General features: G+C 65.0%; 18 protein-coding genes and 2 pseudogenes. 10 read left to right on the forward strand and 10 right to left on the reverse strand.

Going from position 1 to position 24021, the window contains the following annotated elements; all coding sequences use genetic code 11:
• Positions 1-193: 193 nt before the first annotated feature.
• The 8 genes and pseudogenes from EVC45_RS46550 to EVC45_RS02100 form a co-directional block, all read right to left on the reverse strand.
• A pseudogene (locus EVC45_RS46550) lies at positions 194-1378 on the reverse strand (MFS transporter); the annotation flags it as partial.
• 341 nt (positions 1379-1719) lie between these two features.
• Positions 1720-2853 (reverse strand): sensor histidine kinase KdpD, encoded by a 1134-nt coding sequence (locus tag EVC45_RS02070; RefSeq protein ID WP_129956380.1) that lies wholly within the window; start codon positions 2851-2853, stop codon positions 1720-1722.
• 186 nt (positions 2854-3039) lie between these two features.
• The gene (pqqE, locus tag EVC45_RS02075; protein WP_129956381.1) at positions 3040-4158 is read right to left on the reverse strand and encodes a pyrroloquinoline quinone biosynthesis protein PqqE; all 1119 of its coding nucleotides are present in this window, start codon (positions 4156-4158) and stop codon (positions 3040-3042) included.
• A gap of 1 nt (position 4159) precedes the next feature.
• Positions 4160-4441, reverse strand: coding sequence for a pyrroloquinoline quinone biosynthesis peptide chaperone PqqD (pqqD, locus tag EVC45_RS02080; RefSeq protein WP_129956382.1), 282 nt, complete (start codon positions 4439-4441; stop codon positions 4160-4162).
• Positions 4438-5157 carry a pyrroloquinoline-quinone synthase PqqC gene (gene pqqC / locus EVC45_RS02085; RefSeq protein ID WP_129956383.1) on the reverse strand — a complete coding sequence of 240 codons (720 nt, stop codon included), beginning with the start codon at positions 5155-5157 and terminating at the stop codon, positions 4438-4440. The genes pqqD and pqqC overlap by 4 nt, the downstream gene beginning before the upstream one ends.
• Before the next feature lie 2 nt (positions 5158-5159).
• A pseudogene (locus EVC45_RS02090) lies at positions 5160-5513 on the reverse strand (MBL fold metallo-hydrolase); the annotation flags it as partial.
• Positions 5514-5636: 123 nt separating this feature from the next.
• Positions 5637-5711, reverse strand: a complete 75-nt coding sequence (pqqA, locus tag EVC45_RS02095) for a pyrroloquinoline quinone precursor peptide PqqA (RefSeq protein WP_084743473.1) — start codon at positions 5709-5711, stop codon at positions 5637-5639.
• Between the two features lie 323 nt (positions 5712-6034).
• Positions 6035-8020: a sigma-54-dependent Fis family transcriptional regulator gene (locus EVC45_RS02100; RefSeq protein WP_129956384.1), complete on the reverse strand. Its 1986-nt coding sequence runs from the start codon at positions 8018-8020 to the stop codon at positions 6035-6037.
• A 336-nt stretch (positions 8021-8356) separates the two neighbouring features.
• On the opposite strand from EVC45_RS02100, the gene EVC45_RS02105 reads away from it, so the two are divergent.
• The 5 genes from EVC45_RS02105 to EVC45_RS02120 all read left to right on the forward strand — a co-directional run bounded on the left by EVC45_RS02105 (position 8357) and on the right by EVC45_RS02120 (position 14274).
• The gene (locus EVC45_RS02105) at positions 8357-10084 is read left to right on the forward strand and encodes a methanol/ethanol family PQQ-dependent dehydrogenase (protein WP_129956385.1); all 1728 of its coding nucleotides are present in this window, start codon (positions 8357-8359) and stop codon (positions 10082-10084) included.
• Positions 10085-10199: 115 nt separating this feature from the next.
• Positions 10200-11492: a c-type cytochrome gene (locus EVC45_RS02110; protein WP_129956386.1), complete on the forward strand. Its 1293-nt coding sequence runs from the start codon at positions 10200-10202 to the stop codon at positions 11490-11492.
• Between the two features lie 86 nt (positions 11493-11578).
• Positions 11579-11893 carry a high-potential iron-sulfur protein gene (locus EVC45_RS46555; RefSeq protein ID WP_248295006.1) on the forward strand — a complete coding sequence of 105 codons (315 nt, stop codon included), beginning with the start codon at positions 11579-11581 and terminating at the stop codon, positions 11891-11893.
• Positions 11877-13772 (forward strand): sigma-70 family RNA polymerase sigma factor, encoded by a 1896-nt coding sequence (locus EVC45_RS02115; RefSeq protein ID WP_248295007.1) that lies wholly within the window; start codon positions 11877-11879, stop codon positions 13770-13772. The genes EVC45_RS46555 and EVC45_RS02115 overlap by 17 nt, the downstream gene beginning before the upstream one ends.
• Before the next feature lie 91 nt (positions 13773-13863).
• Positions 13864-14274, forward strand: a complete 411-nt coding sequence (locus tag EVC45_RS02120) for a GFA family protein (RefSeq protein WP_129956388.1) — start codon at positions 13864-13866, stop codon at positions 14272-14274.
• Between the two features lie 9 nt (positions 14275-14283).
• Here the strand turns inward: EVC45_RS02120 and EVC45_RS02125 are convergent, their stop codons facing one another.
• Positions 14284-14691 (reverse strand): GFA family protein, encoded by a 408-nt coding sequence (locus EVC45_RS02125; protein ID WP_129956389.1) that lies wholly within the window; start codon positions 14689-14691, stop codon positions 14284-14286.
• A gap of 30 nt (positions 14692-14721) precedes the next feature.
• Positions 14722-15006, reverse strand: a complete 285-nt coding sequence (locus tag EVC45_RS02130) for a hypothetical protein (protein ID WP_129956390.1) — start codon at positions 15004-15006, stop codon at positions 14722-14724.
• Between the two features lie 84 nt (positions 15007-15090).
• On the opposite strand from EVC45_RS02130, the gene imuA reads away from it, so the two are divergent.
• From imuA to EVC45_RS02155, 5 genes are all read left to right on the forward strand, one after another.
• Positions 15091-15804, forward strand: coding sequence for a translesion DNA synthesis-associated protein ImuA (gene imuA / locus EVC45_RS02135; protein ID WP_129956391.1), 714 nt, complete (start codon positions 15091-15093; stop codon positions 15802-15804).
• Positions 15734-17203: a DNA polymerase Y family protein gene (locus EVC45_RS02140; protein WP_211193358.1), complete on the forward strand. Its 1470-nt coding sequence runs from the start codon at positions 15734-15736 to the stop codon at positions 17201-17203. Before imuA ends, EVC45_RS02140 begins: the two co-directional genes overlap by 71 nt.
• A 32-nt stretch (positions 17204-17235) precedes the next feature.
• Positions 17236-20385, forward strand: a complete 3150-nt coding sequence (locus EVC45_RS02145) for an error-prone DNA polymerase (protein ID WP_129956392.1) — start codon at positions 17236-17238, stop codon at positions 20383-20385.
• Positions 20386-20432: 47 nt separating this feature from the next.
• Positions 20433-21392, forward strand: a complete 960-nt coding sequence (locus tag EVC45_RS02150; RefSeq protein ID WP_129956393.1) for an SOS response-associated peptidase family protein — start codon at positions 20433-20435, stop codon at positions 21390-21392.
• Positions 21393-21624: 232 nt separating this feature from the next.
• Positions 21625-24021, forward strand: a complete 2397-nt coding sequence (locus EVC45_RS02155) for a phosphoketolase (RefSeq protein WP_129956394.1) — start codon at positions 21625-21627, stop codon at positions 24019-24021.

Consider the following 24021-nt stretch of genomic DNA (forward strand, 5'->3'; position numbering starts at 1 on the left):
CACAAGCGATGTGAGGACGCAAGAAACGGACCTGAGGGAAACATGCCGGGTCCGCGAAGCCGGCGTGGCCGCCGGATGCCTTTGTGGAAGGGCTTGAAGAGATGGTTCGTAGCTATGACCGTGCGTCCGGAACCGACCACGTGCGTGCAAAAGTTGCCAATCAATCGTACTTGGGACGCCGTTTTTTTCAGAGCTACTCATGAGGACTATAGCTCGCAGCAGCGTGATACCCCAGCGAGAAAAGCTGAAGTAACGTGGCGAAAGACGTGTCGTTGCCGCGATCGCGACGACCCGCGCAAGCCCTTTTTTAAGGATGCACCGAAGAGCAGCCACAGCGCGAGCGAACCCGTCGACACGGCGCCCAGCACGAGAAACGCGGCCGCGTACCCGAAACGTTGCGCGCACACGCCGCCGAGCGCCGGGCTCAGCGCCGCACCCATGCCCTGCACCGTCATGACCACGCCCTGTCCGACGTTCACGCGTCCAGTGCCTTGCAATAGACGAACGACGAGCGCCGGAACGGCCACGCTTTGCAGACCCGCGCCGATGCCATCGAGCGCCTGCACCGGCCACACGGCCCAACTCGTGATGAACATCGCCGCGACCAGCCCGCGCAGCGGCAGCGCGAGAAAAGTGATCAGAATCACGCCCCAGTATCCAATGCGCTGGACCAGCCGGTTGGCGAAGAACGCCGCGGCGACCATGACGAGCTGCGCGACCACGATCGTCTGCGCGGTGAAGGCGCTCGGATCGCCCTGGTGCGCGGCCACGACCGCAAGGCCGTAGAGCGGCACATCGCGGCATTGCCGAGACGGAACATCGCGAGCGCGCGCGCCAGTTGCGCCGGATCGATCACCGGCTGCGTCGTATAGGGCGGAATGTCGACGCCAAGTGCGATCTGGCGGCTTTCCGCCGCTGATTCATACGTCTGAATGATGTCGGTCAGCCACGCTTTCAGATCGACCTCACACGCACACACCGTGACCGGTTGCGTGAGCGCGAGCAGGCTCGTCACCTGCGACTCGATGCGCCCGATCTGCTCGATGATGGTCTTCAATGCGCGTTCGCGACGTGCATTGTCGCCCGCAAGTGCGTTTTCAGCCTTCAGGCGCATGGCACCCATCGGATTGCGGATTTCGTGGGCGATCTGCGCGGCCATTTTTCCCAACGCGCTGAAACGTTCGGCCTGGGCCAGTTGAGTGCTCAGTACGCTCGCCTCGCGCTGCAGGCGGGCGGCGCGTTCGACGTAGCGATTGAGTGCATCGACGACCTGGTCCAGATCTTTTTCGCCAAGCCGGTCGAGCCCCTTACCCTGCTCGAAGGGGCCGTCGGACGCGAGCGCGAGTTCCAGCCGCAAGAGATTGCGCTTCCAGCGTCTGAACGGACGGCCTGGTTCATGCCGTGGCGCTTCCTTTTGTAAAAGCCGGCAATACTCTTCAATTTCAATTGCGGCCCCGCCCCGTTGGCGGATTGCGTGGCCACGAAGAGGAAGATAATAGTAATTTCGCCCTCGTTCCACCCGTTCCTGAACCACGCCCGGGGTTTCAGGCAGCCCGCTGTTCGGCGGGCAGCTTTGTGTAAGGGACTCGCCGTTGCGATTCCTACTTTGCCTCCAACGTCGAAGCGCTTTGCCCCCTCAGACACACGCAACGAAGCAAGTGCGGGTAATTGGACATCTTTGCAGAAAGATGGAAGGTCCGGGCTCGGTGGGTCGCATCGCTAGGGCGACTGTTCTGAGGTGTGGCGCGGCAGTCGCACGGCGAATACCGTCCCGGTCTCGTCGGACCGAGCTTCGATCGCGCCGTGATGCGCTTTGACGATTTCGCTCGCGATATACAGCCCGAGCCCGAGGCCTGGGTCATCCTTTTCGTTCACCCCACCCTCGCCCCGGCTGAGCGGATCAAAGATTCTCTCGAGCGTCGGCCGCTCGATGGCGGGGCCGCTATTCCTGACCTCGAAGCGCACTTCCGCACTATCCGCTGTCACTACAACCTGTACCGGCGCGTCTGGCGCTCCGTACTTGATCGCGTTCAGCACCAGATTGCCGAGCACTTGCTGCAGACGCTGGCCGTCCCAAACTCCGTGCGTGTCGCCCTCTATGTCGAGATCAATCCGGCGGTCTGGGTGAACTGCGCGTAGCTGGTCCACCTCATCGGCAAACACTTCAGCCAGATCGACGTGGTCCGGCGTGATATTGATACCCAAACCCAATTTCGTTCGATTGAAATCGCACAGATCGTCCAGAAGCGTCTGCATGCGGGCGCCACTTCTAATCAGTCGGGCGGCGGCGTCCGATATTTTTTCACCGGCGTTCAGCGCCGCAAGATACGACGCGGTCATCTGAATGGTCTGCAGTGGGCTGCGCATATCGTGTCCAAGCATTCCGAGCAACAGGTCGCGAGCCTGCTCTACGCGCTCATTAAAAAAGCCCACCGATTCCGCAATCGCCTGATCAATTGCCTCGTTGAACCGGATCATGTCCTCCAGATCCGGGACACCAAGCACACAGTCGTCGATCCACAGGCGCAAGACGCTGGCACGAAGCGCTCGATACTCGGCGGCCAGCTGGTTGATGCTGAAGCCGCCTCGTGCGCGCAGCAGCGCATGTGTTTGTGCTGCTGTCTCCGGCGCATTGATCAGTTTGGGGGCTCGCCCCATTGATTTTTCGCGCTGTGCCTCCTTCGTTTGCGGAGTCGATATATCCTTGACCACGGCCAGCAGGATTTGCTGCGCGTGGTCGCGCAATGCGAGCGAGTCCATGCTGGCCGCAGCCGGCAGCAGGGTGGCTGCAAAGGCCTCCCATTGCGCCAGAATGGGCTCAGTATTCCGCACAATGAAGTCAGCCAGTCGCATGTCTTGACCACCTGTTTAAGTAGAAGACCCTACAGGTAACTAGTACAGTCTAGATTACGCGACCCGTGAATGGCAGGCGGAAACGGGTGCCGAGATGGTCGGTGCTGGAACCACGTCGGATGTACCGTGAACGTTCTATAGAGCTGACCTTCGAGTCTTCGACGACACCTTTCCAGTCCCCTCTCCTCAAAGCTTCAGCGAATTCTCTTTGCTGCGAAAGATCAGCGGCCGCTCGTCCATGGCTTTGGGATGGCGCGCCAACTGCACCGTTCGCACGACCTGTCCGTGATGCGCCGACTTGGCGCAGACGGGATCGGCCGCGGCCGGGTCGCCGGTCAACATGAAGGCCTGACAGCGGCAACCGCCGTGATCGGCATGTCGTTCATCGCAGTCGCGGCACGGCTCGCGCATCCAGCCGTCGCCACGAAACGCGTTGAACGCGTCGCTTTCATACCAGATCTGCCTGAGCGACATGTCACGCACGTTGGGCAGCACGAGCCCCGGCAGCGAACGCGCCGCATGACACGGCAGCGCGGTTCCATCCGGCGCGACACCGAGAAACACCGAGCCCCAGCCGTTCATGCACGCCTTCGGACGCTGCTCGAAATAGTCGGGGACGACGAACAGGATCCGGCAGCGCTCGCCAATCAGCTTGCGATAGCGCTTCACCGTGTCCTCCGCTTCGGCGACCTGCTCCGCGCTCGGCATCAACTGCTCGCGGTTGAGCATGGCCCAGCCGTAGTACTGCGTGTTGGCGAGTTCGAGGTAGTCGGCGCCAAGATCGAGCGCCATCTCGATGATCTGCCCGACATGCGGCAGGTTGAACCGATGCAGCACGCAGTTGAGCACCATCGGATAGTCGTGCGACTTGATCAGCCGGGCGACCGCGCGCTTCAGCTCGAACGTGCGCGTGCTCGTCACGAAGTCGTTGAGTTCGCGCGTCGAGTCCTGCAACGAAAGCTGGATATGGTCGAGTCCCGCGCGTTTGAGCCGCTCGATGCGCGCCGCGCTCAGGCCGATACCCGAGGTGATCAGGTTCGTATAGAAGCCGATTGCGCGCGCATGCTCGACAAGCGCTTCGAGATCGTCGCGCTGCAACGGCTCGCCGCCCGAAAAGCCGATCTGCGCCGCGCCTAGCTCGCGCGCCGCGCTGATGATCTCGATCCAGCTTTCGGTGTCGAGCTCCGCGCCGTGCCGCGCGAAATCGACCGGGTTGTAGCAGAACGCGCAGTGCAGCGGACACCGGTAGGTCAATTCGGCGAGCAGCCACAGCGGCGCGGATGGACGGGGATGGTCGTGTGCCATATCAGTCCAGCCAGCCGCGCAGCCGCGCGTGATCGAGAAAACGGTAGACGTCGGGCGCAAGCTCGGAGCTGCTGAAAAGCCGCTCGAGTTCGCCGATGATTTCGTCGAGCTCGTGCTGTCCGTCGCAACGCGCGAGGATCGCGCCGGCGCTCGTATTGAGCTTCACCATCCCTTCCGGATAGAGCAGCACGTAGGCGTCCTGCGCCACTTCCCACTGCAGACGGAAGATGCTCCGCAGGCGGGGGCGCAGCGGCACGCCGCTGTCCGCGTCATGCGTATTCATAGGGGCCAGGCCTTTTCGACCGCATCGAGGATCGACCAGAGAATATCGAGTTTGAACCGCAGGATCTCGAGCGCGCGCTGTTGCGCCTCGGGCGTACGGAAATGGTTCACCGTGACTTCGAGACCGTGCTCGACGTCGCGCTGCGCGAGCGGCACGCGGCTGCGGAAATACTGCAGCCCGTCCTGCTCGATCCACGGGTAGTGCGACGGCCAACCCGCCAGACGGTCGAGATGGATCTGCGGCGCGAACATCTCGGTCAGCGACGAGCACACCGCCTCCTGCCACGGTGCGCGGCGCGCGAAGTTCACGTAGGCATCGACTGCGAAACGCACGCCCGGCAACACGTGCTGCTGGCTCCACAGCTCGTCGGGATCCAGGCCCACCGCCTCGCCGAGGCGCACCCATGCCTCGATGCCGCCCTCGCCGTCGCGCTGACCGTCGTGATCGACGAGCCGCTGAAGCCAGCGCCGGCGCGTGGCCCGGTCCGGACAATTGGCGAGGATCGCGGCGTCCTTGAGCGGAATGTTGACCTGATAGTAGAAACGGTTCGCGACCCATCCGCGGATCTGCTCGCGCGAGCATCTGCCGCTGTTCAGGCGCTGGTTGAACGGATGATGGATGTGATAGCGCGACTCCAGCGCGCGCAGCCGCGCCTCGAATTGCGCCGGCGTAGAGGCCGTGTCGTGCGAGGCCGGCGAAGAGATCTGTGCGTTCATGGTCATAGCAGAAACATCATGCCGTCGTGCGCGACGGCGATGCCGCGTGCACGCAGTTGCGCATGCTCCGCGGAGTTCAGGTCGAGAATCGGATTGGTGTTGTTGATATGCGTGTGCACCTTGCGCGTGACGCGCGGCAACGTATCGAGCCAGTCGATCATGCCGCGGCGGCCGCTCTCGCCGCATTGCGCGAGATGCCCCATGTCGTCGGCGTGTTTCGTGGAGATGCCCAGCTCGATCATCTCCGTGGCCGTCCAGAATGTTCCGTCGACGAGAACGAGATCCGCCCCGCACATCTCGGCGTGAATTTCGTCCCGCATTTGCGCGAGGCCCGGCGCATAGAACGCGCGGGTTCCTTTGTTCCATTGCGGCAGCCCACCGCCCGCGCCCGATCCCAGGATCTTGATCTTCATGGTCGTTGGTTGCGTGCGCCGCCCGCTCCGCCACTCGGGCATTGCGGGCGGCACGCCGCAGTCCGCTCAGCGATTGGCGATATACATCGTGACTTCAAAGCCGAAACGCAGGTCGGTGTACGACGGGGTGATCCATTGCATGGCATGTCTCCTTGTTTGCGACTGGATGGAAGAACCGCACTCGATGCGCGGCCGTTCCCTTCAAAGCAAAGGACATGCCGATCTCAGGACGCGAGGCACACGAGGCGCGGTCGGCTCGCACACGAGCCTTCGCGAGGGTGTTGGCAAGGACATCGTCAATTCGCTGAGATAAGCGGGACGAACGCGTCGACGCACGACGCGTTCGGGAGACGGACAGTGTTGAGTTCTGGAACACTGCTGCTGCGGGACGCAACAGCGATCGCAACACCGTTGTGACAGCACGCTGGCGAAACAGGCGTGCCGCTGCAAGCGGCGCGGTCGGATCAGAAGTCGTCCACCATTCGATCCGGCTCGACCGCGGGCATCTTGCGGTAGATCGTGTTGCGCGACACGCCGAGCTCGCGCGCGGCCGCCGAAACGTTGCCGCCATGTCGCGCGAGCGCCGCAGCGATCACCGACACGGTCACGTCCTGCAGGCGCGCGCACTCCGGCGCGACCGCATTGCCCACGCCTCGCGCATCCGCCGCGCCGCCCGGCGAAACGCCGCAGCGCAGGTCGTCGAAGAAGTCATCGGGCAAGTGCTCGCGCCGGATCTCGCCGTCCGCGTCGACCATGGCCGCCGCGGTGCGCAGCAGGTTGCCGAGCTGCCTGAAGTTGCCCGGCCATGGACAGCGCTCGAACATCGCCATCACATCGGGCGCAACGTGAAGCGGCTGCCCGCTCGCGCTGGCGATCGATTCGCGCAGCAGCATCTTCTCGATCACGACCGCGAGATCGGTACGGTCGCGCAGCCGCGGCAGACGCACCACGAGGCCGTTGAGCCGGTAGTAGAGATCCTCGCGGAAGCGGTTTTGCGTGATCATCTCGCGCAGGTCCCGGTGCGTCGCGCAGATGATCGCGACGTCCACCGCAATGCTTCTCGTCGAGCCGAGCGGGTTGACGACGCGTTCCTGCAACACGCGCAACAGCCGCACCTGCAGCGAGTACGGCATGTCGCCGATCTCGTCGAGAAACAGCGTGCCGCCGTTCGCCTGCAGCAACTTGCCGATTGCGCCCTTGCGCCGCGCCCCGGTGAAGGCGCCCTCCTCGTAGCCGAACAGCTCGGATTCGATCAGCGTCTCCGGAATCGACGCACAGTTGACCGCTACGAACGGCCCGGCGCAACGCGGCGAATCGTTGTGGATCGCCTGCGCGAGCAGTTCCTTGCCCGTGCCGGTCTCGCCGTTGATCAGGATCGGAATGTCCTTGCCGATCACCCTTTTGACCTTCGCAATGACCGCGGCGACCTGCGGGTCGCCCGTGTCGAGATGGCTCAGACGCGAGAGCCCGGCAGCGGTCTGCGCCGGCTCCTCGCGCGCCGCCGCGCGCGCGCCCTCGTGCACCGCGACCGGGCGGCTGCCTTCGGCCAGCGAGGCGCGCCTGAACTGCACGCGCGCGCAGACCACCGCGCCGCTCGTCAGGTTGAGCATCAGATGCGGGTCGAGGCTCGCGCGCATGCGATCGATCAGCTGCGCGCTGGTAGTCTGGAACAGCGACGACAGCGTATGCGCGCGCAGCCCGGCGAGCGACATGCCGAGCTGGAACTGGGCACTCCGGTTGGCCGACAGAAAGCGTCCGTCGCTCGTGAACGCCACGATGCCTTCCATCAGCGTGCCGAGAAACTCAGGACGACTATGGAAGGACACTTGCAGCGTTTTGTGGAAGGTGGTCGTAAAGAGATGATTCTCGATCATCTGCACCGACATCCTGGCGAGCGCCATCGTGTGCTGGTGATAGCTGCGGTAGTCGCCCGTCACGTCGAGCACGCCGATCGCGTCGCCATACGGGTCGAGAATCGGCACGCTCGAGCAGGTCAGGAAGCGGTTTGCCGCGAGGTAGTGCTGGTCGCCGTGCACGACCATCGCGCAGCGCTCGGCCAACGCCGTACCGATCGCATTGGTGCCCTGGCGGTCCTCGGCCCAGTTCGCGCCCGGGCGCAGCGCGACTTTCTCCGCGCGCGCGAGGAAGTCGTCGTCGCCGATCGAATGCAGGATCAGCCCTTCGGCATTGGTCAGCACGATCATGCTTTGCGTGTTGGCGATCTGTTCGTGCAGCGTCTCCATCACCGGCATCGCGTGCGCGCACAACACCCGGTTCTGCTCACGTTTGAGCACGAGTCCCGCGTTCGAAAGTACCTCGTAATCCGGCCGTGCCGACGCGCTTAGACCAAACGTTTCGGACCGTTCGTGCGCTTTCTGGATTGCCGGCGCGGGAAAGTCATTGGACCGTGCGGCCGTCTGAGCCACGGCCGGGTGAACGTCATCGCGCATTGTCTCCCTCCTGGAAAGCCTGGTACCTTGCCAGACTTTTCTCCGTCTTCTTAAGCAAGCTCCGGGCCATCCGATTCAGCGACGTTGGCGATGCGCGCCCGCGCTCCGACTGTCCTCTTTCTCAACACTGCGCCGCCCGCGGTTGTACCGGGATGCAACACATGGAGCGCCGCGCGGGCAATGTGGACAGCCCCACATTTCAGGCGCGCCGCCCTTTCGCACTCGCTCGCAAAAATGGCATGCGACTTGCAGTAACGGCATCGCAACCGGATCGACACAGAACAAAGGGGCGACGCCTCTCCCGGCACTGCATCGACAAACACTCAGGAGACGACCATGAAGAACCGTTCGCCCGCCGCAAGCCGGTTGGCTATCCTTGGAGCGAGCATCGCGAGCGCGATGGCACTGAACGTGGCTCCGGTGGACGCCGCCCCGGATTATCCCCCCGTGACCTACGAGCGCCTCTCTCAAGCACAGAGCGACCCGGGCTGGCTCACCTACTACCGGAGCTATAGCGGCCAGTCGCATTCCCCGCTGAAGCAGATCGATGCATCGAATGTCGCCGGACTCAAGCAGGCGTGGAGCTATCAGTTCCCCGCGGATCTGAAGCAAGGCTTCGAAGCAACCCCGATCGTCAACGGCAGCTATCTTTTCGTCAGTACGCCGAAAGACAACGTCTACGCATTCGATGTCAAAACCGGCACGCAACTGTGGAAATACGAGCCGAAGCTCGGCGCCGAGTCGTTCAAGACCGCATGCTGCGACGTCGTGAATCGCGGCGTCGCGTTGTATGGCAAGAACGTCTATGTGGCGATGCTGAGCGGCGAGGTCGCCGCAATCGATGCGCAGAGCGGCAACGTCGTGTGGAAGAAGCAGATGTTCGAACCGGGTCTCGGCTACGCGTTCTCGCTGGCGCCGCTCGCGCTCGACGGCGCGATCGTGGTCGGCACGTCGGGCGGCGAGTATGGGATCCGCGGCTATATCGCCGCGCTCAATCCCGACGACGGCTCGATTATCTGGAAGCGCTACACGATCCCGAGTGCCGGCGAAAAGGGTAGCGACACATGGCCCGACGGCATGCAGGAACATGGCGGCGGCGCGGCATGGCTGACCGGCACCTACGACGCGGCCACGCAGACGCTCTATTGGGGCGTCGGCAATCCGGGGCCGTGGCTCGCGGCGCTGCGTCCCGGCGACAACCTGTACTCCGATTCGCTGCTCGCGCTCAACCCGAAAAACGGCGAGCTGAAGTGGCACTACCAGTACACGAATAACGACACGTGGGACTACGACGGCGTCAACACGCCGGTGCTCGCCAACATCAGCTACAAGGGCAAGAAGTATGACGCGATCATCCATGCCGACCGCAACGGCTTCTTCCACGCGATCGACCGCAAGACCGGCAAGCTGATCTACGCCGAGCCGTTCGTCAAGGCGCTGTCGGTGACGGGCTACACCGCCGACGGCAAGCCGATTCAGGATGCAAGCCGGTTTCCCAAGGCCGGCACGACGATCAACACCTGCCCGAGCTTTCTCGGCGGCAAGAACTGGTGGTCGACCTCCTACGATCCCGAGCGGCACATCGCGGTGGTGCCGTCGCTGCATGCGTGCATGAGCCTGTCCGGCAAGTCGGTCAGCTACATGGAAGGTCTGCCCTACCTCGGCGAAGGCTTCGAGATCCAGCCTGAACCGGGCAGCCAGGGTTATGGCGAGTTGCAGGCGATCGACGTCAATACCGGCAAGAAGCTGTGGGGTCACTGGACCAAAATGCCCTGGAACGGCGGCGTCGCCACGACCGCCAGCGGCCTCGCCTTCAGCGGCTCGCTCGACGGCCATCTGTACGCGTTCGACGTGACGACGGGCAAGGTGCTGTGGGAGAGCCCGCAACTCGCGAGCGGCATCATCGCGCAACCTTCGGTGTTCGAGGTCGACGGCAAGGAGTACGTGGCCGTGCTCGCGGGCTACGGCGGTGCGAATCCGATCTGGGGCGGCCCGATGGCCGACGTCGCGAAGGACGTTCCGCGCGGCGGCACGCTGTACGTGTTCGCGCTCGATCGCAGCTGAGCGCAGCCACCGCATCCGCATCCTTGCGCAACTCAGATTCTCTTAGCTGCATCTCTCCGCGCCTGCACGCAGATCATGCGGGCGCGGTGTTCCGCCATCACAGGAACGCACCATCATGAACATTCGACTCACTCAGGTTGCTCTCGCCAGCGCGCTGGTCGCCGGCGCCGCACAGGTTGCCGCCCACGCCGCCGCGCAGACGTCGTCCAGCGTGCGCGTGTGCACGATGCCCGGCAGCCCTTCGGCCGAGCTGGACAAGTCCGTTGCACGCGCGGTGTTGAGCACCGCGGGCATTGCCGCGACGTTCGCGTCGCGCGGCATCGACGATGACGGCGGCGACGACGGCATCTCCGCACACGAGCTCTCGAAATCGCTGCAGCGCAACTGCGATGTGATCGCGGGCTTTCCGCGATCGAGCATCGCTGACGGCTCCGATTCGCACCTGCTGTTTTCGCAGGGCTATCTGCACTCCGGTTATGTCAGCGTCACGCTGCGCGGCGCGCATGCGGCCAACACCGGCGCCGCGGCGCCGGACGGCAAGATCACGATTGCCGCCACCTGGTCGAGCCCGTCGCAACTGATCGCGGTCCAGCAGAAGAACGCGCGCTTCGATCTGGAAACCACCTCCGCGCTGACCGTCGACGCCCTCGCGAAGGGACGCGCGCAGCGCGCGATCGTCTGGTACCCGGCCGTGGTCGCGTATCGGCATGCGCACCCGCAGCGGCACTTCGACGTCGCCGCCGCCGAATCGCCGTATGCCGACTGGAATCTGGTGTTCGCGTCGGGACCCGACAAGCAGCCGCTGCAAAAGCGCATCGACGACGCGCTCACGCGCCTGCGCAATGATGGCCGGCTTGCGGCGCTGACGCGCAACTGGACGCTGCCAGCCACCATCGCAAGCGGCTCGGCGAGCACGCCCACTCCGCTCACCACCCACGCGAACCTCGAGCGCAATCCCGCGCGTTACCTCGACGGCCCGACGCAGGCGTCGCCGCGTGCGGACGTATGGCGCGTGAGCGGCATGCCAGCTGCCGGCGGCTTCATCAAGGTTGCGGCGACGACCGAGGCACCGTCGTTCGATCACGACCAGGTCAGTCACGGCGAACATCTGTATGCCGATTCGTGCGCGAAATGCCACGGCGAGAAGCTCGAAGGCAACACCGCGCCGTCGTTGATGGGCCCGGCCTTCGCGCCAGCGGCGAACTCGCATCTGACGATCGGCGGCATCTATCAGTACATGTCGACCAACATGCCCGCGGATCATCCCGGCAAGATGAGCGACGAGGAGTACGCCGATCTGATGGCCTTCCTGCTCTATACGAATGGCTACGACACCGGCAGCGCGAAGCTGACCGCGCAGGCCGCGCAATCGTCGAAAACACCGCTTAACGCCGGGCCGCGCCACTAACACGTTGCTTCCGATTGCATTACGACGCCACGCCGCTTCAATCGAATGCGGCATGGACGACCCATTTCTTTTCTCAGGGCATCATCATGGTCTCTCACAATCGCAGACACTTCATTCTTCAGGCCGCTGGCCTGTGTGCCGCGCTCGCCGGCGCCGACCTCGCGTTCGCCGCGCTGCCCCCTGTCGATGAAAACGACGCCGCGGCCGGCTCGCTCGGCTATCGTGCGAAAGCGAGCAGCGTCGACACCGCGAAGTTCCCCAAGTACCACGCGGGCCAGACCTGCGCGAACTGCCGCTTCTACACCGGCGCAGCGGGCGAGGCCTCCGGACCCTGCCCGATGTTCCCCGGCAAATCCGTTGCCGCTGACGGCTGGTGCAACGTCTATGCGCCACGAGTTTGAGCGCTGGTCGGTGGGTGCGGCGCGAGTCGGCACGCGCGCGACGGCGGCCGAGGCCGCCCCCGACGATACGGCGACCGTGCCGGCAGGCGAAGCGACGTCGCCCCCTCTCCAGGGGCTGATCGAACTCGGCCTCGCGCGCGGCTTCCTCACGCGCGGCGACATCGTCGACGCCCTCCCGCAGCATGCCGACGACGACGCGCAAATCGCCGCGGCCACGATGACGCTGCGCGAGTTGGGCATCGCCGTGCGTGAGGCTGCCGCCACCCAGCCGGCATGGCCGCCCGAGCGGCATTTCGTCAACGCCGACGCCGTGCCGGGCGCGCCGCTCGATCTGCTCGTGGGCCACACGAGCGATCCGGTGAAACTGTATCTGCGCGAAATGGGAACGACGCCGCTGCTCGAGCGCGAAGAGGAAATCGCGCTCGCGCTGCGTCTCGAGCGCGGACGGATCGCGTGCATCGAAGCGTTATCGGGCGATCCGGATGCGCTCGACGCGCTCGTGTCGATCCAGCTCGAGATCCGTGCGGGTACGACGCCGGCCACCTACTACGCGAGCGGGACCGTGAGCGCGCCGCTCGCGGATCGACCGTCCGTGTCGGATGACGAGGCGGCCGAACGACCCGCCGACGAAGAAGCGCCGCACGAAGCGACTCACGACAGTCAGGTCATCAACGAAGCGGTGATCGCGCGGCTCGAACCCGCCAGCCCGCTCGCCATCGCGATGCGCGACGCACTGGGGAGCGCCGGTCGCACCACGGGGGCCTACTGGTCGCTCAAGCGGCAAAGCGCCGGCATGATGCGCCCGTTGCGATTGAATTCCCGGTCGATCGAGCAGATGAGCGCACCGTTACGCCAGCGTGTTGCCGAAGCGCGCCTCCTCGCGCAGCGACTCGATGCGCTGCTGGCCGAAGCGGGGGTGGCTGCAACGACACACCCTGCCGCGCTCGTCGCGCCTTCCAGCGACGCCGACGCATGGGTCGCAACCTGCGTCGCGGCGTATCCGGAACGTCGCACGGCACTGCTGCGACGCGCGCCGGCACTCGCGGACGTGTACCGCGCGCTCGCGCGGCTTGCCGGTTCATCGAGCCTGCCGCTCGCGACGGCGTTCGCGCTCGACGCGCGGCTCGCCCGCATCGAACGCGCCGTCCAGGAAGCCAGACAAACGCTCTTCAGAAGCAACCTGCGGCTCGTCGTTTCCGTCGCCAAACGCCATACCGAGCGGGGCATGCCGCTGCTCGACCTGATCCAGGAAGGCAACATCGGTTTGATGAAAGCCGTCGATCGCTACGACGTCCGACGCGGCTTCCGGTTCTCGACCTATGCGACCTGGTGGGTGCGCCAGGCGATCACCCACGCGCTTGCCGACCAGGGGCGCATGATTCGTGTGCCGACGCACACCGCCGACGCGCTCGGCAAGCTGTCGAGACTCGCCCGCGAACATGCGCAGCGTGACGGCAGCGCGGCCGCGCCCGCCGCACTGGCTGCCCGGATGGGTGTGTCGGTCGACAAAGTCAGGGAGCTGATGAGCATCGTGAAGGAGCCGCTCTGCGCGGACCTTCCCGTTACCTCGGAAAGCGACCAGACCTTGACCGACACGTTCGCTGACCTGGATACGCCCACACCTGAGGACCACGCGAGCGCCGCGCAGTTGCGTGCCGCCGTGGCGTCGGTGATCGGCAGCCTGCCGCGTCGCGAGGCCTGGATTCTGCGCCTGCGCTACGGTATCGACGTTGCCTGTGAGCATTCGCTGCGCGAGATCGGCGAGCAGTTGCATCTGTCCGCCGAGCGGGTCCGGCAGATCGAGGCCGCCGCGCTCGAACGGATCCGGGGCTTCGACCACCTGCCGACGCTGCGCTCGCTGATTCGATGCGATCGCTGAACGACGTTCGTGCTCTGCTAAGCTACGGTCCGCCGCACCTATTCCTCGCGTCACCAACAAACAGCGGGATCATTTGAACCGGAGAAGATCGGTGTCGACTCCCTGGACGGGCCGCTGCCTGTGCGGCGCGGTGCAATACGAAGCTGGCGGCGATGCACTCGCGCAACTGATCTGCCATTGCCGCGACTGTCAACGCGCTTCCGGTTCCGCGGGATTGCCGGTCGTCGTCGTGAGCGCCGCAGGGTTTTCCTTCAAAGGCGAGATCCGGCCTTATACGTTGATCGGCGGCAGTGGAATGCCGACCACCCGCAACTTCTGCGCTCATTGCGGCAGCCTGCTCTTCGCTACGCCGCATCATGCGCCGGACATCGTGACTCTCTATGCCGGCACGCTCGACGAGCCTGCGCGGTTCAAGCCCGAGTTCGTTCAGTTCGTGTCCGAACGCCATCATCTGGACGCCCACCAGCCCGACATTCCTCACCATCCGCGAAGAGCGCCCTGACCCACGCAATCAAAGATGCCTCGTTTCCGCAGGCGGATTGCCCCAGTCGTTGCGCAGCCCATCCCGATAGGTCACCGGCGCATTCAGCGCCATGTCGAGATCGAGTTCATCGACGCACATGATGTTCACGTTGATATACGGATACCCGGTGCCGTTCGGCATATCGATGCGATCGAATACGTGGACCCCGCAGCGTTTGCAGAACGGATGATGCGCGACCGCATTGTTCCCCTGATATTCGCTCAGCGCGGCTTCATCGGAAAGCAGACGAAAGTCCTCCCGGCGAACCTGCACGTGCCAGAACCGCAGCTTGCTGCAGTAACTGCAATTGCATTTCGACGTGCCCGCGTCGAAATCGATGCGAGCCTCGAACTTCACGGATTGGCAGTGGCAACTTCCGAGGTACGTGCGCAGCATGGGGTTCTCCGGGGTTGAGGGATGCCGCAATTATGGACGGCACGACTTCGTGCTGCCAACGCACGAGCCGTCGCATCCCTCGCAGTAATGGCGGTCGCGCACCGCGCGATCCACGCGCCAGACGTTCTCCGCAACCGGCGTCGCCGTACCCGCCGAGCGCCCGTTTTCGCGCGCATGAAACGTCGGCTCGCCCGCCTTGCCGCGGCGAATCGCTTCATCGATGCCCGCTTCGCCGAACACCGCTTTCAGTTCGGCCACGAACGCCGCGATCTCGGGCATCGGATGCCCGGCCGGCTTGCGCACTCGCATATCCATTCATCCGCTCCCGAAAAAAGTGCCTATTCGCGATATCTTGAAAACGATGTAGGATACTGTATATCCATACAGGTATTTTCGCAAATGACAGCCGCAGCCGCCCTGCCAGCACCGGAAGCCATTCACCCGTCCCTGTGGCGGGCGTCCCAGTTGGCGCACGGCCGCGGCCGCAGCGTCGATACCGGCTATCCGGCGCTGTCGGCGGAGTTGCCCGGCGGCGGCTGGCCGCTCGGCGCGCTGGTCGATCTGCTGGTGCAGCAGGCCGGCGTCGGCGAACTGCGGCTGTTGCAGCCGGCGCTCAGCGCCGTCGGCGAGCGGCCGGTCGCCTTCGTGCAGCCGCCGCACACGCCGGACGGCCTCGGGCTCAGCTACATCGGCCTGTCGCTGCAGCAGGTGCTGCGCATCAATGCGCCGAAAACCGCCGACGCGCTGTGGTCCGCCGAGCAGATCCTGCGCGCCGGCAGTTGCGGCGCGTTGATCTTCTGGGCGCAGTACGCGCAGGCGTCGTCGCTGCGCCGTTTGCATCTGGCCGCGCAGTCGTCCGAGACGCTGTTCATCATGGTGCGGCCGCTCGCCACCGCGCAGGACGCGTCGCCCGCGCTGCTGCGGCTCGCGCTCAGGCCATCGGCCGAAGGTCTCACCATCGACATCGTGAAACGACGAGGGCCCGCTCGCGCAGAGCCCCTGTCGATTCCCCTGCAACCCACCCCCATTCTGCTTTCCCGACATGCGCGTCTTTCTCGCCGTTCATCTGCCAAAGTTGCCGCTCGAGGTCTTCAGACCGAAGTGGTCGCCTGAGCCCGCGCATGGCTGCGCGGTGCTGGAGAAAGACAAGGTGGTCATGGCCGACCCCGCCGCGCGCTCGGCAGGCGTGCGGCCGGGCATGAAGCGCGGCGGCGTGCTGACGCTGTCGCCGGAGACCGAAATGGTCGAGCGCGACAGCGGCCGCGAGGCGGCGGCCCATCGCGACGTGGGGATCGCGCTGATGCGCTTCTCGCCCGAAGTCGCGCTGCTCGACGAAGCGACGGTCGTCGTCGAGATCGGCGCGAGTCTGCGGCTCTTCGGCGGCCTGCTCGCGCTGAGCCGCGATGCGAAGGCCATCCTCGCCGCGCTCGGCTTCACCGCGCGCATCAGTGCCGCGCCGACCGGCCAGGGCGCGTGGCTGCTCGCGAAGTTCGGCAACCGGCGCGTGCTGAAGCTCGCGTCGCTCGAGCAGCGCCTGTGCGCGCTGCCGATGCTCGCCGTGCCCGAAGTCCGCCCGTTCGCCGACTGGTTCACGGGCCTCGGCTGCGAGCGCATCGCCGATCTGCGCCGGCTGCCCCGCGCCGGCTTGCAGCGCCGCTGCGGCGAACATCTGCTCGACTCGCTCGACCGCGCGTTCGGCAGCGCGCCCGAACTGTTCGACTGGCTCGAACTGCCGCCCACGTTCGCGGCGCGCATCGAGATGCCGGACCGGCTCGAACACGCCGATGGCGCGGTGTTCGGCGCGCAGCGGCTCGTCGTGCAACTGTGCGGATGGCTGTGCGCGAAACAGCTGGCGGTCAGCGGCATTCGCCTGTCGCTCGAACACGAACGCGGCCGCGACGCGATCGAGCCGACCCCGATCGACATCGCGCTCGGCGAGCCGACCTGGCGCGAAGAACATCTGATGCGGCTGCTCAAGGAGCGGCTGCACCGTATCGAGCTCGCCGCGCCCGTGATCGCATTGCGGCTCGACGCATCGAACGTCGAGTCGGCCGCGCCCGCGTCCGCGACGCTCTTTCCCGAACCGGGCGGCTCGAAGGAGGATCACGAGCGGCTGCTCGAACTGCTGGTCGCGCGGCTCGGCGAACAGAACGTGCTGAAACCCGCGCCGAGCGCCGATCATCGCCCGGAGATCGCGAACCGCTGGCTGCCGGTGTCGCAGCCGTTCAAGCCCACAGCGCTGCCGCAGAATCTGCCCCGCCCCACGTGGATGCTCGACACGCCCGTGCGTCTCCTGATGCGTCAGCATCGCCCGTTCTATGGCTCGCCGTTGCGCATGGTGTCGCCGGGCGAGCGCATCGAGAGCGGCTGGTTCGACGGCGAACTCGTCACGCGCGACTACTTCGTCGCGCAGGCGGACGACCAGAGCTGCTACTGGATCTACCGCGAACGCGTGAGCAGCCGCGACGCGGAAGAAGAGCAACGCTGGTTCCTGCATGGCCTGTTCGGCTGACAGGCGCGGCTGATATGCGCGGATGAACGGCCATGGACACCACTTTCACGATGCTGCCGGCGTATGCCGAGCTGTTCTGCTTTTCCAACTTCACGTTTCTGCGGGGCGCGTCGCACGCTGAGGAACTGGCCGGGCGTGCCGCGCAACTCGGCTACTCCGCGCTCGCGATCACCGACGAGTGCTCATTGGCGGGTGTGGTGCGCGCTCATGTCGCGGCGAAGGAAGCGAAGCTGCCGTTCATCGTCGGTGCGTATTTCCGGCTCGTCAATGCCGATGGCTCGCCGGCCTTCGGCCTGATCCTGCTCGCCCGCAACCGCAACGGCTACGGCAATCTGTCCGAGCTGATCACGCTGGCGCGCATGCGCGCGCCCAAGGGCGAATACCGGCTCACGCCGCAGGATCTGTCGCGGCCCGAGAAGGCATATCGCCACCTGCTCGGCATGCCCGACTGCCTCGCGATTCTGGTGCCGGATTTCCCGGCCGGCGAAGACGCGCTCGACGCGCAGGTCGAATGGCTCGACGACACCTTCACCGGCCGCGCATGGGTCGGCCTCGTGCTGCATCAGCGTGCGATGGACGACATGCATCGCGGCGCGGTCGAATTCGTCGCGAAGAGCCGCGACGTGCCCGTCGTCGCGCTCGGCGAAGTCGTGATGCACGTGCGCTCGCGCAAGCCGCTGCAGGACACGATGACCGCGATCCGGGTCGGCAGACCGGTGCATGAATGCGGCTACGATCTCGCGCCGAACGCCGAGCAGCATCTGCGCTCGCGCTTGCGGCTCGCCAACCTGTACCCGGCAGACGCGCTGGCCGCGACGCTCGACATCACGAGCCGCTGCACGTTTTCGCTCGACGAGCTGCGCTACGAGTATCCCGACGAGCTGGTGCCGGCCGGCCATACGCCGGCCTCGTATCTTCGCCAGGAGACCTATACCGGCGCGCAGCGGCGTTTTCCGTCGGGAATTCCGCATCATGTGCAGCAGCAGATCGAGCACGAACTCGAACTGATCGCGGACCTGCAGTACGAGCCGTATTTCCTGACCGTCTACGACATCGTCCGCTTCGCGCGCAGCCAGCACATTCTGTGTCAGGGGCGCGGGTCGGCCGCGAACTCGGCGGTCTGCTACTGCCTCGGCGTGACCGAAGTGGACCCCGCGCGCGGCAACATGCTGTTCGAGCGCTTCATCAGCAAGGAGCGCGGCGAGCCGCCGGATATCGACGTCGACTTCGAGCATCAGCGGCGCGAAGAAGTGATCCAGTACATCTACCGCAAGTACGGCCGCGACCGCGCCGCGATCGCGGCGGCGGTGTCGACCTATCGTCCGCGCGGGGCGCTGCGGGAAACGGGCAAGGCGCTCGGCGTCGATCCGCAGATCGTCGATGCGGTCGCGAAGTCGCATCAATGGTTCGATGGCCGCCGGGATCTGCTCGCGCGCTTCGCGGAATCCGGCCTCGACCCGGACAAGCCGCTGATCCAGGCGTGGGCGAAGCTCGCCGCGCAGCTGTTGAATTTTCCGCGCCACCTGTCGCAGCATTCCGGTGGCTTCGTGATCAGCCGCGGCAAGCTTACGCGGCTCGTGCCGGTGGAAAACGCGGCGATGGCCGACCGCTCGGTGATCGAGTGGGACAAGGACGATCTCGAATCGTTGGGCTTGCTGAAGGTCGACGTGCTCGCGCTCGGCATGCTGTCCGCGATCCGGCGCACGCTCGACCTGGTTTCGGAGCAGCGCGGCGAACGCTTCGAGATGCAGGACATTCCGTCTGAAGATCCGGCGACCTACGCGATGATTTCAGCCGCCGATACGGTCGGCGTGTTCCAGATCGAATCGCGCGCGCAGATGAGCATGCTGCCGCGCATGCGGCCACAGACCTTCTATGACCTCGTGATCGAAGTCGCGATCGTGCGGCCGGGTCCGATCCAGGGCGGCGCCGTGCATCCGTATCTGCAGCGCCGCCAGGGCTTCGAGCCCGTGACCTATCCGAGCGACGCGTTGAAGACCGCGCTGGGCCGCACGCTCGGCGTGCCGATCTTCCAGGAGCAGGTGATGCAGGTGGCGATTCTCGCGGCCGGCTTCACGGCCGGCGAAGCCGACCAGCTGCGGCGCGCGATGGCCGCGTGGAAACGCAAGGGCGGACTCGAAAAATACTACGACCGCATCGTGCTCGGCATGCAGGAGCGCGGCTACGAGCTGGCCTTCGCCGAGGCGATCTTCGAGCAGATCAAGGGCTTCGGCGAATACGGCTTCCCCGAAAGTCACGCGGCCAGTTTCGCGCTGCTCGTCTATGCGAGCAGCTGGCTCAAGTGTCACGAACCCGAGGCCTTTCTCGCCGCGATGCTGAACAGCCAGCCGATGGGCTTCTATTCGCCGTCGCAACTGGTTCAGGATGCGCAGCGGCACGGCGTCACGGCGTTGCCGGTCGATGTGACGGTGAGCGGTTGGGACTCCTCGCTCGAACCCCGTGCGGGGGCGACGCGCCCCGCCGTGCGGCTCGGTCTTTCGCTGCTGCGCGGCATGAAGGACGGCGCCGCCGAACGGATCGAGAACGCGCGCGCGGTTCGTCCGTTCGCGAACGTCAACGATCTGGCGCGCCGCGCGCAGCTCGACCGCAAAGACCTGCATGCGCTCGCGGATGCGAATGCGTTGGCAGCGCTCGCGGGAAACCGCCGCGAAGCGCTGTGGCAGTCGGTCGCCGCGGTGCCGGACAAGGATATGCTCGCGGCCGCGGCGACTCAGGACGACACGCCCGAACTCGGCGCGCCGAGCGAAGCGAACGACATCGTCGCCGACTACCGCTCGCTCGGCCTGACGCTCAACCGTCATCCGCTGGAACTGCTGCGGCCGCAGTTGCTCGCGAACCGGCTGATGCCGGCCTCGACGCTGCGGACCTATCGCGATGGCCGCCTCGCGCGCGCCTGCGGACTGGTGACGGTGCGTCAGCGTCCCGGCACGGCCAAGGGCGTCGTGTTCGTCACGCTCGAAGACGAGACCGGCAACGTCAATGTGATCATCTGGCCGAGTCTGCTCGAAAAGCAGCGCAAGGAAGCATTGGGCGCCGCGCTGCTCGCCGTCTACGGCACATGGCAGTGTCAGGGCGAAGTACGGCATCTCGTCGCGCAGCGGCTCGTCGACATGTCCCATCTGCTGGGCGAGCTGCAAACGACGAGCAGAAACTTCTGCTGACGCGCGCGCGCAAATGCGTATCATCGGAACGGCAAACGGAGGCATCCATGTGCTATTCGGCTCAGATTCTGGCGGACTACCGGCGCTACGTCCGCATGTTCGGCGCGCAGATGAGCATCGAGGAATTCGCGCGTCTTTTCTTCGAACGCGCGGAAGACAATCAGGCCAAAATTCCCAAAGCGATGGAAGACGCTTTCTCGGAACCGCAGTCCGATGCGGAACGGGAAGTCTGGGCGCTGATCGAGCGCTTCAGATCGCAGCAGACCGTGAAGCTCGAACAGGAACTGTTCAAGCAACGCACCCGCTTCGCCGATGCCGAGCGCGCTCTGCAGACCAAGGTCACCAAAGCGGCGACCGAGAGCAAACGGATCGCCAAAGACAAGATCGACCGCACGCTCGAGCGGCTCGACGACCTCGGGCGAGCCGATCCCCAACCAGCCGACTCGCGCATCTTCCCAGGCTATTACGCCCCGGTGATGGTGATGGAAAACGGCCAGCGCGTCGTCAAGCCGATGCGCTATCAGTGCCGTCTCGCCGGCAAGCCCGCCTCGTACGACACCCGCTATCCCGGCACGTACAACGCTCGCCGGGACAGTCTCGAAGGATTCTGGAAAGCGCTGTTCGGCTATTCGCATGGGCTCGTGCTGGCCAGTTCCTTCTATGAGAACGTGTCGCGCGCAAAGCTGGAAGGCCGTGCACTGGCGCCCGGCGAAAAAGATGAAAACGTGCGGCTCGAGTTCAGGCCCAATCCGCCTCACGACATGCTGATCGCATGCTTATGGTCCCGCTGGAGCGGCAAGGGCGAGCCCGATTTATTGTCTTTCGCGGCCATCACCGACGAGCCGCCACCCGAGGTTGCCGCCGCCGGGCATGATCGCTGCATCATTCCGATCAAACCCGAGCATATCGACGCGTGGCTGAATCCCGATCCGCGAGATCTGGCGGCGATGTACGCGATTCTCGACGATCGGGACCGGCCGTTCTACGAACATCGGATCGCGGCCTGAATGCGCAACGCGGTTTCGCCAGCCGCGCGATACGGTGTCGGATCATCCTTGCAATCTCCGCGCAGTAACATATTCTGCGTTATGAATCTTTAAGGCTGGCGAACAATCCCCGGTTGTAGAGGTCCGCCGACAGGCGCGACTCGGACCCCATCGAGCATCGAAGCGCCTCTCGCAGCGCACCCGACGCGTTCCCCACCTTCGGGTTGCCGCTGCAAGCACAGGAGACGTCGGTATGGGCAAACATCCCGCCGCGGACGCTTCGCAGCAGACCGCACTCGGCAGCGACGACCTTCAGCTGATCGATGCGTGGTGGCGCGCATGCAATTACCTTTCGGTCGGCATGATCTATCTGCTGGACAACCCGCTGCTGCGCGAGCCGCTGAAAGTCGAACACGTCAAGTATCGCCTGCTCGGACACTGGGGCGCGAGCCCGGCGCTATCGTTCGTGTGGGCGCATCTGAATCGCGTAATCAAACGCGACGACCTCGACGTCGTCTTCATGGCCGGCCCCGGACACGGCGCACCGGGCGTGCTCGGCCCCACCTATCTGGAAGGCACCTACTCGGAGATCTATCCGGACAAGAGCGCGGATGCCGAGGGCATGCAGAAGTTCTTCAAGCAGTTCTCGTTTCCCGGCCATATCGGCTCGCACGTGACGCCGGAGACGCCCGGGTCCATCCATGAGGGCGGCGAGCTCGGCTATAGCCTGTCGCATGCGTACGGCGCCGTGCTCGACAACCCGGACCTGATCGTCGCCTGCGTGGTCGGCGACGGAGAAGCGGAGACCGGGCCGCTCGCCACCGCGTGGCATTCGAACAAATTCATCAACCCGGCCCGCGACGGCACCGTGCTGCCGATCCTGAATCTGAACGGCTACAAGATCGCCAACCCGACCATCCTGTCGCGCATCAGCAGCCGGGAGCTGGAAGCCCTCTTCGTCGGCTATGGCTACACGCCGCATTTCGTCGAAGGATCGGATCACGCGGAAATGCATCAGAAGATGGCGCACACGCTCGACACCGTGCTCGGCGAAATACGCGCGATCCATCAGCAGGCACGCACCAAGGGCAATCTCGAGCGGCCGCTGTGGCCGATGATCGTGCTGCGCACGCCCAAGGGCTGGAGCGGACCGAAGCAGATCAACGGGCACAAGGTCGAAGGCTCGTGGCGCTCGCATCAGGTGCCCTTCTCCGATGTGCGCAACAACTCCGCGAATCTCGAAGTGCTCGAAGCGTGGATGCGCAGCTACCGGCCCGACGAACTTTTCGATGCCGAAGGCCGGCTGATCCCCGAACTGAAAGCGCTATCGCCCGAAGGACCGCGGCGCATGAGCGCCAATCCGCATGCGAACGGCGGCATCCTGCGCCGCGAACTGAAGCTGCCCGACATCCGCGCATACGCGGTGGATGTGCAGCACGCGGGCAAGGTGCTGCAGGAGAACACGCGGCCACTCGGCGAATTTCTGCGCGACACGATGCGCGCGAACATGAACACCTTCCGCGTGTTCGGCCCGGACGAAACGGCGTCGAACCGTCTGCAGTCGATCTACGAGGTCAGCAAGAAGGTGTGGATGGCCGACATGCTTCCCGAGGACGAGGACGGCGGCGAACTGTCGCGCGACGGCCGCGTGATGGAGATGCTGTCCGAGCATACGCTGATGGGATGGCTCGAAGGCTATCTGCTGACCGGCCGCCACGGCTTCTTCCACACTTATGAAGCGTTCGCGCACGTGGTCGATTCGATGTTCAACCAGCACGCGAAGTGGCTCGACATCAGCAGGAATCATGTGCCCTGGCGCGCGTGGGTGTCGGCGGAAAACATTCTGCTGTCGTCGACCGTGTGGCGGCAGGATCACAACGGCTTTTCCCATCAGGATCCCGGCTTCATCGATCTGGTCACCAACAAGAGTCCGTCGGTCACGCGCGTCTACCTTCCGCCCGACGCGAACACGCTGCTGGTGGTCGCCGACCACTGCCTGCGCACCACCGACTGCATCAACGTGATCGTGGCCGACAAGCAGAAGCACCTGCAGTTCACCACCATCGACGAAGCCGTCGTGCACTGCGCCAAAGGCATCGGCGTGTGGCGGCGCGCGAGCAACGACGAGGACGTCGAACCGGACGTGGTGATGGCCTCGTGCGGCGACGTCGCCACCCAGGAAGCGCTGGCGGCGACGGCGATCCTGCGCGAACGCCTGCCCGAGCTCAAGCTGCGTTTCGTCAACGTGGTCGACCTGTTCAGGATGCAGCCGGCGAGCGAGCACCCGCACGGCTCGACCGAGCGCGAATTCGACAGCCTGTTCACGACCAGCAAGCCGGTGATCTTCAATTTCCACGGCTACCCATGGCTGATCCACAAGCTCGCTTATCGCTTTCGTAATCACGAGAATCTGCACGTGCGGGGCTACAAGGAGAAAGGCAACATCAACACGCCGCTCGAACTAGCGATTCTCAATCAGGTGGACCGCTTCAATCTGGTGATCGACGTGCTCGACCGCGTGCCGCGCCTGCAAGGCAGATCCGCGCATCTCAGGGAGGACATGAGGAACGCGATCGTCAGCAATCTGAACTATGCGCATACGCACGGCACGGATCGCGCCGAGGTCGCCGACTGGGTCTGGCCGTTCTGA

The sequence above is a fragment of the Paraburkholderia sp. UYCP14C genome, from assembly GCF_004197395.1.
In the GTDB taxonomy this organism is placed as follows: domain Bacteria; phylum Pseudomonadota; class Gammaproteobacteria; order Burkholderiales; family Burkholderiaceae; genus Paraburkholderia.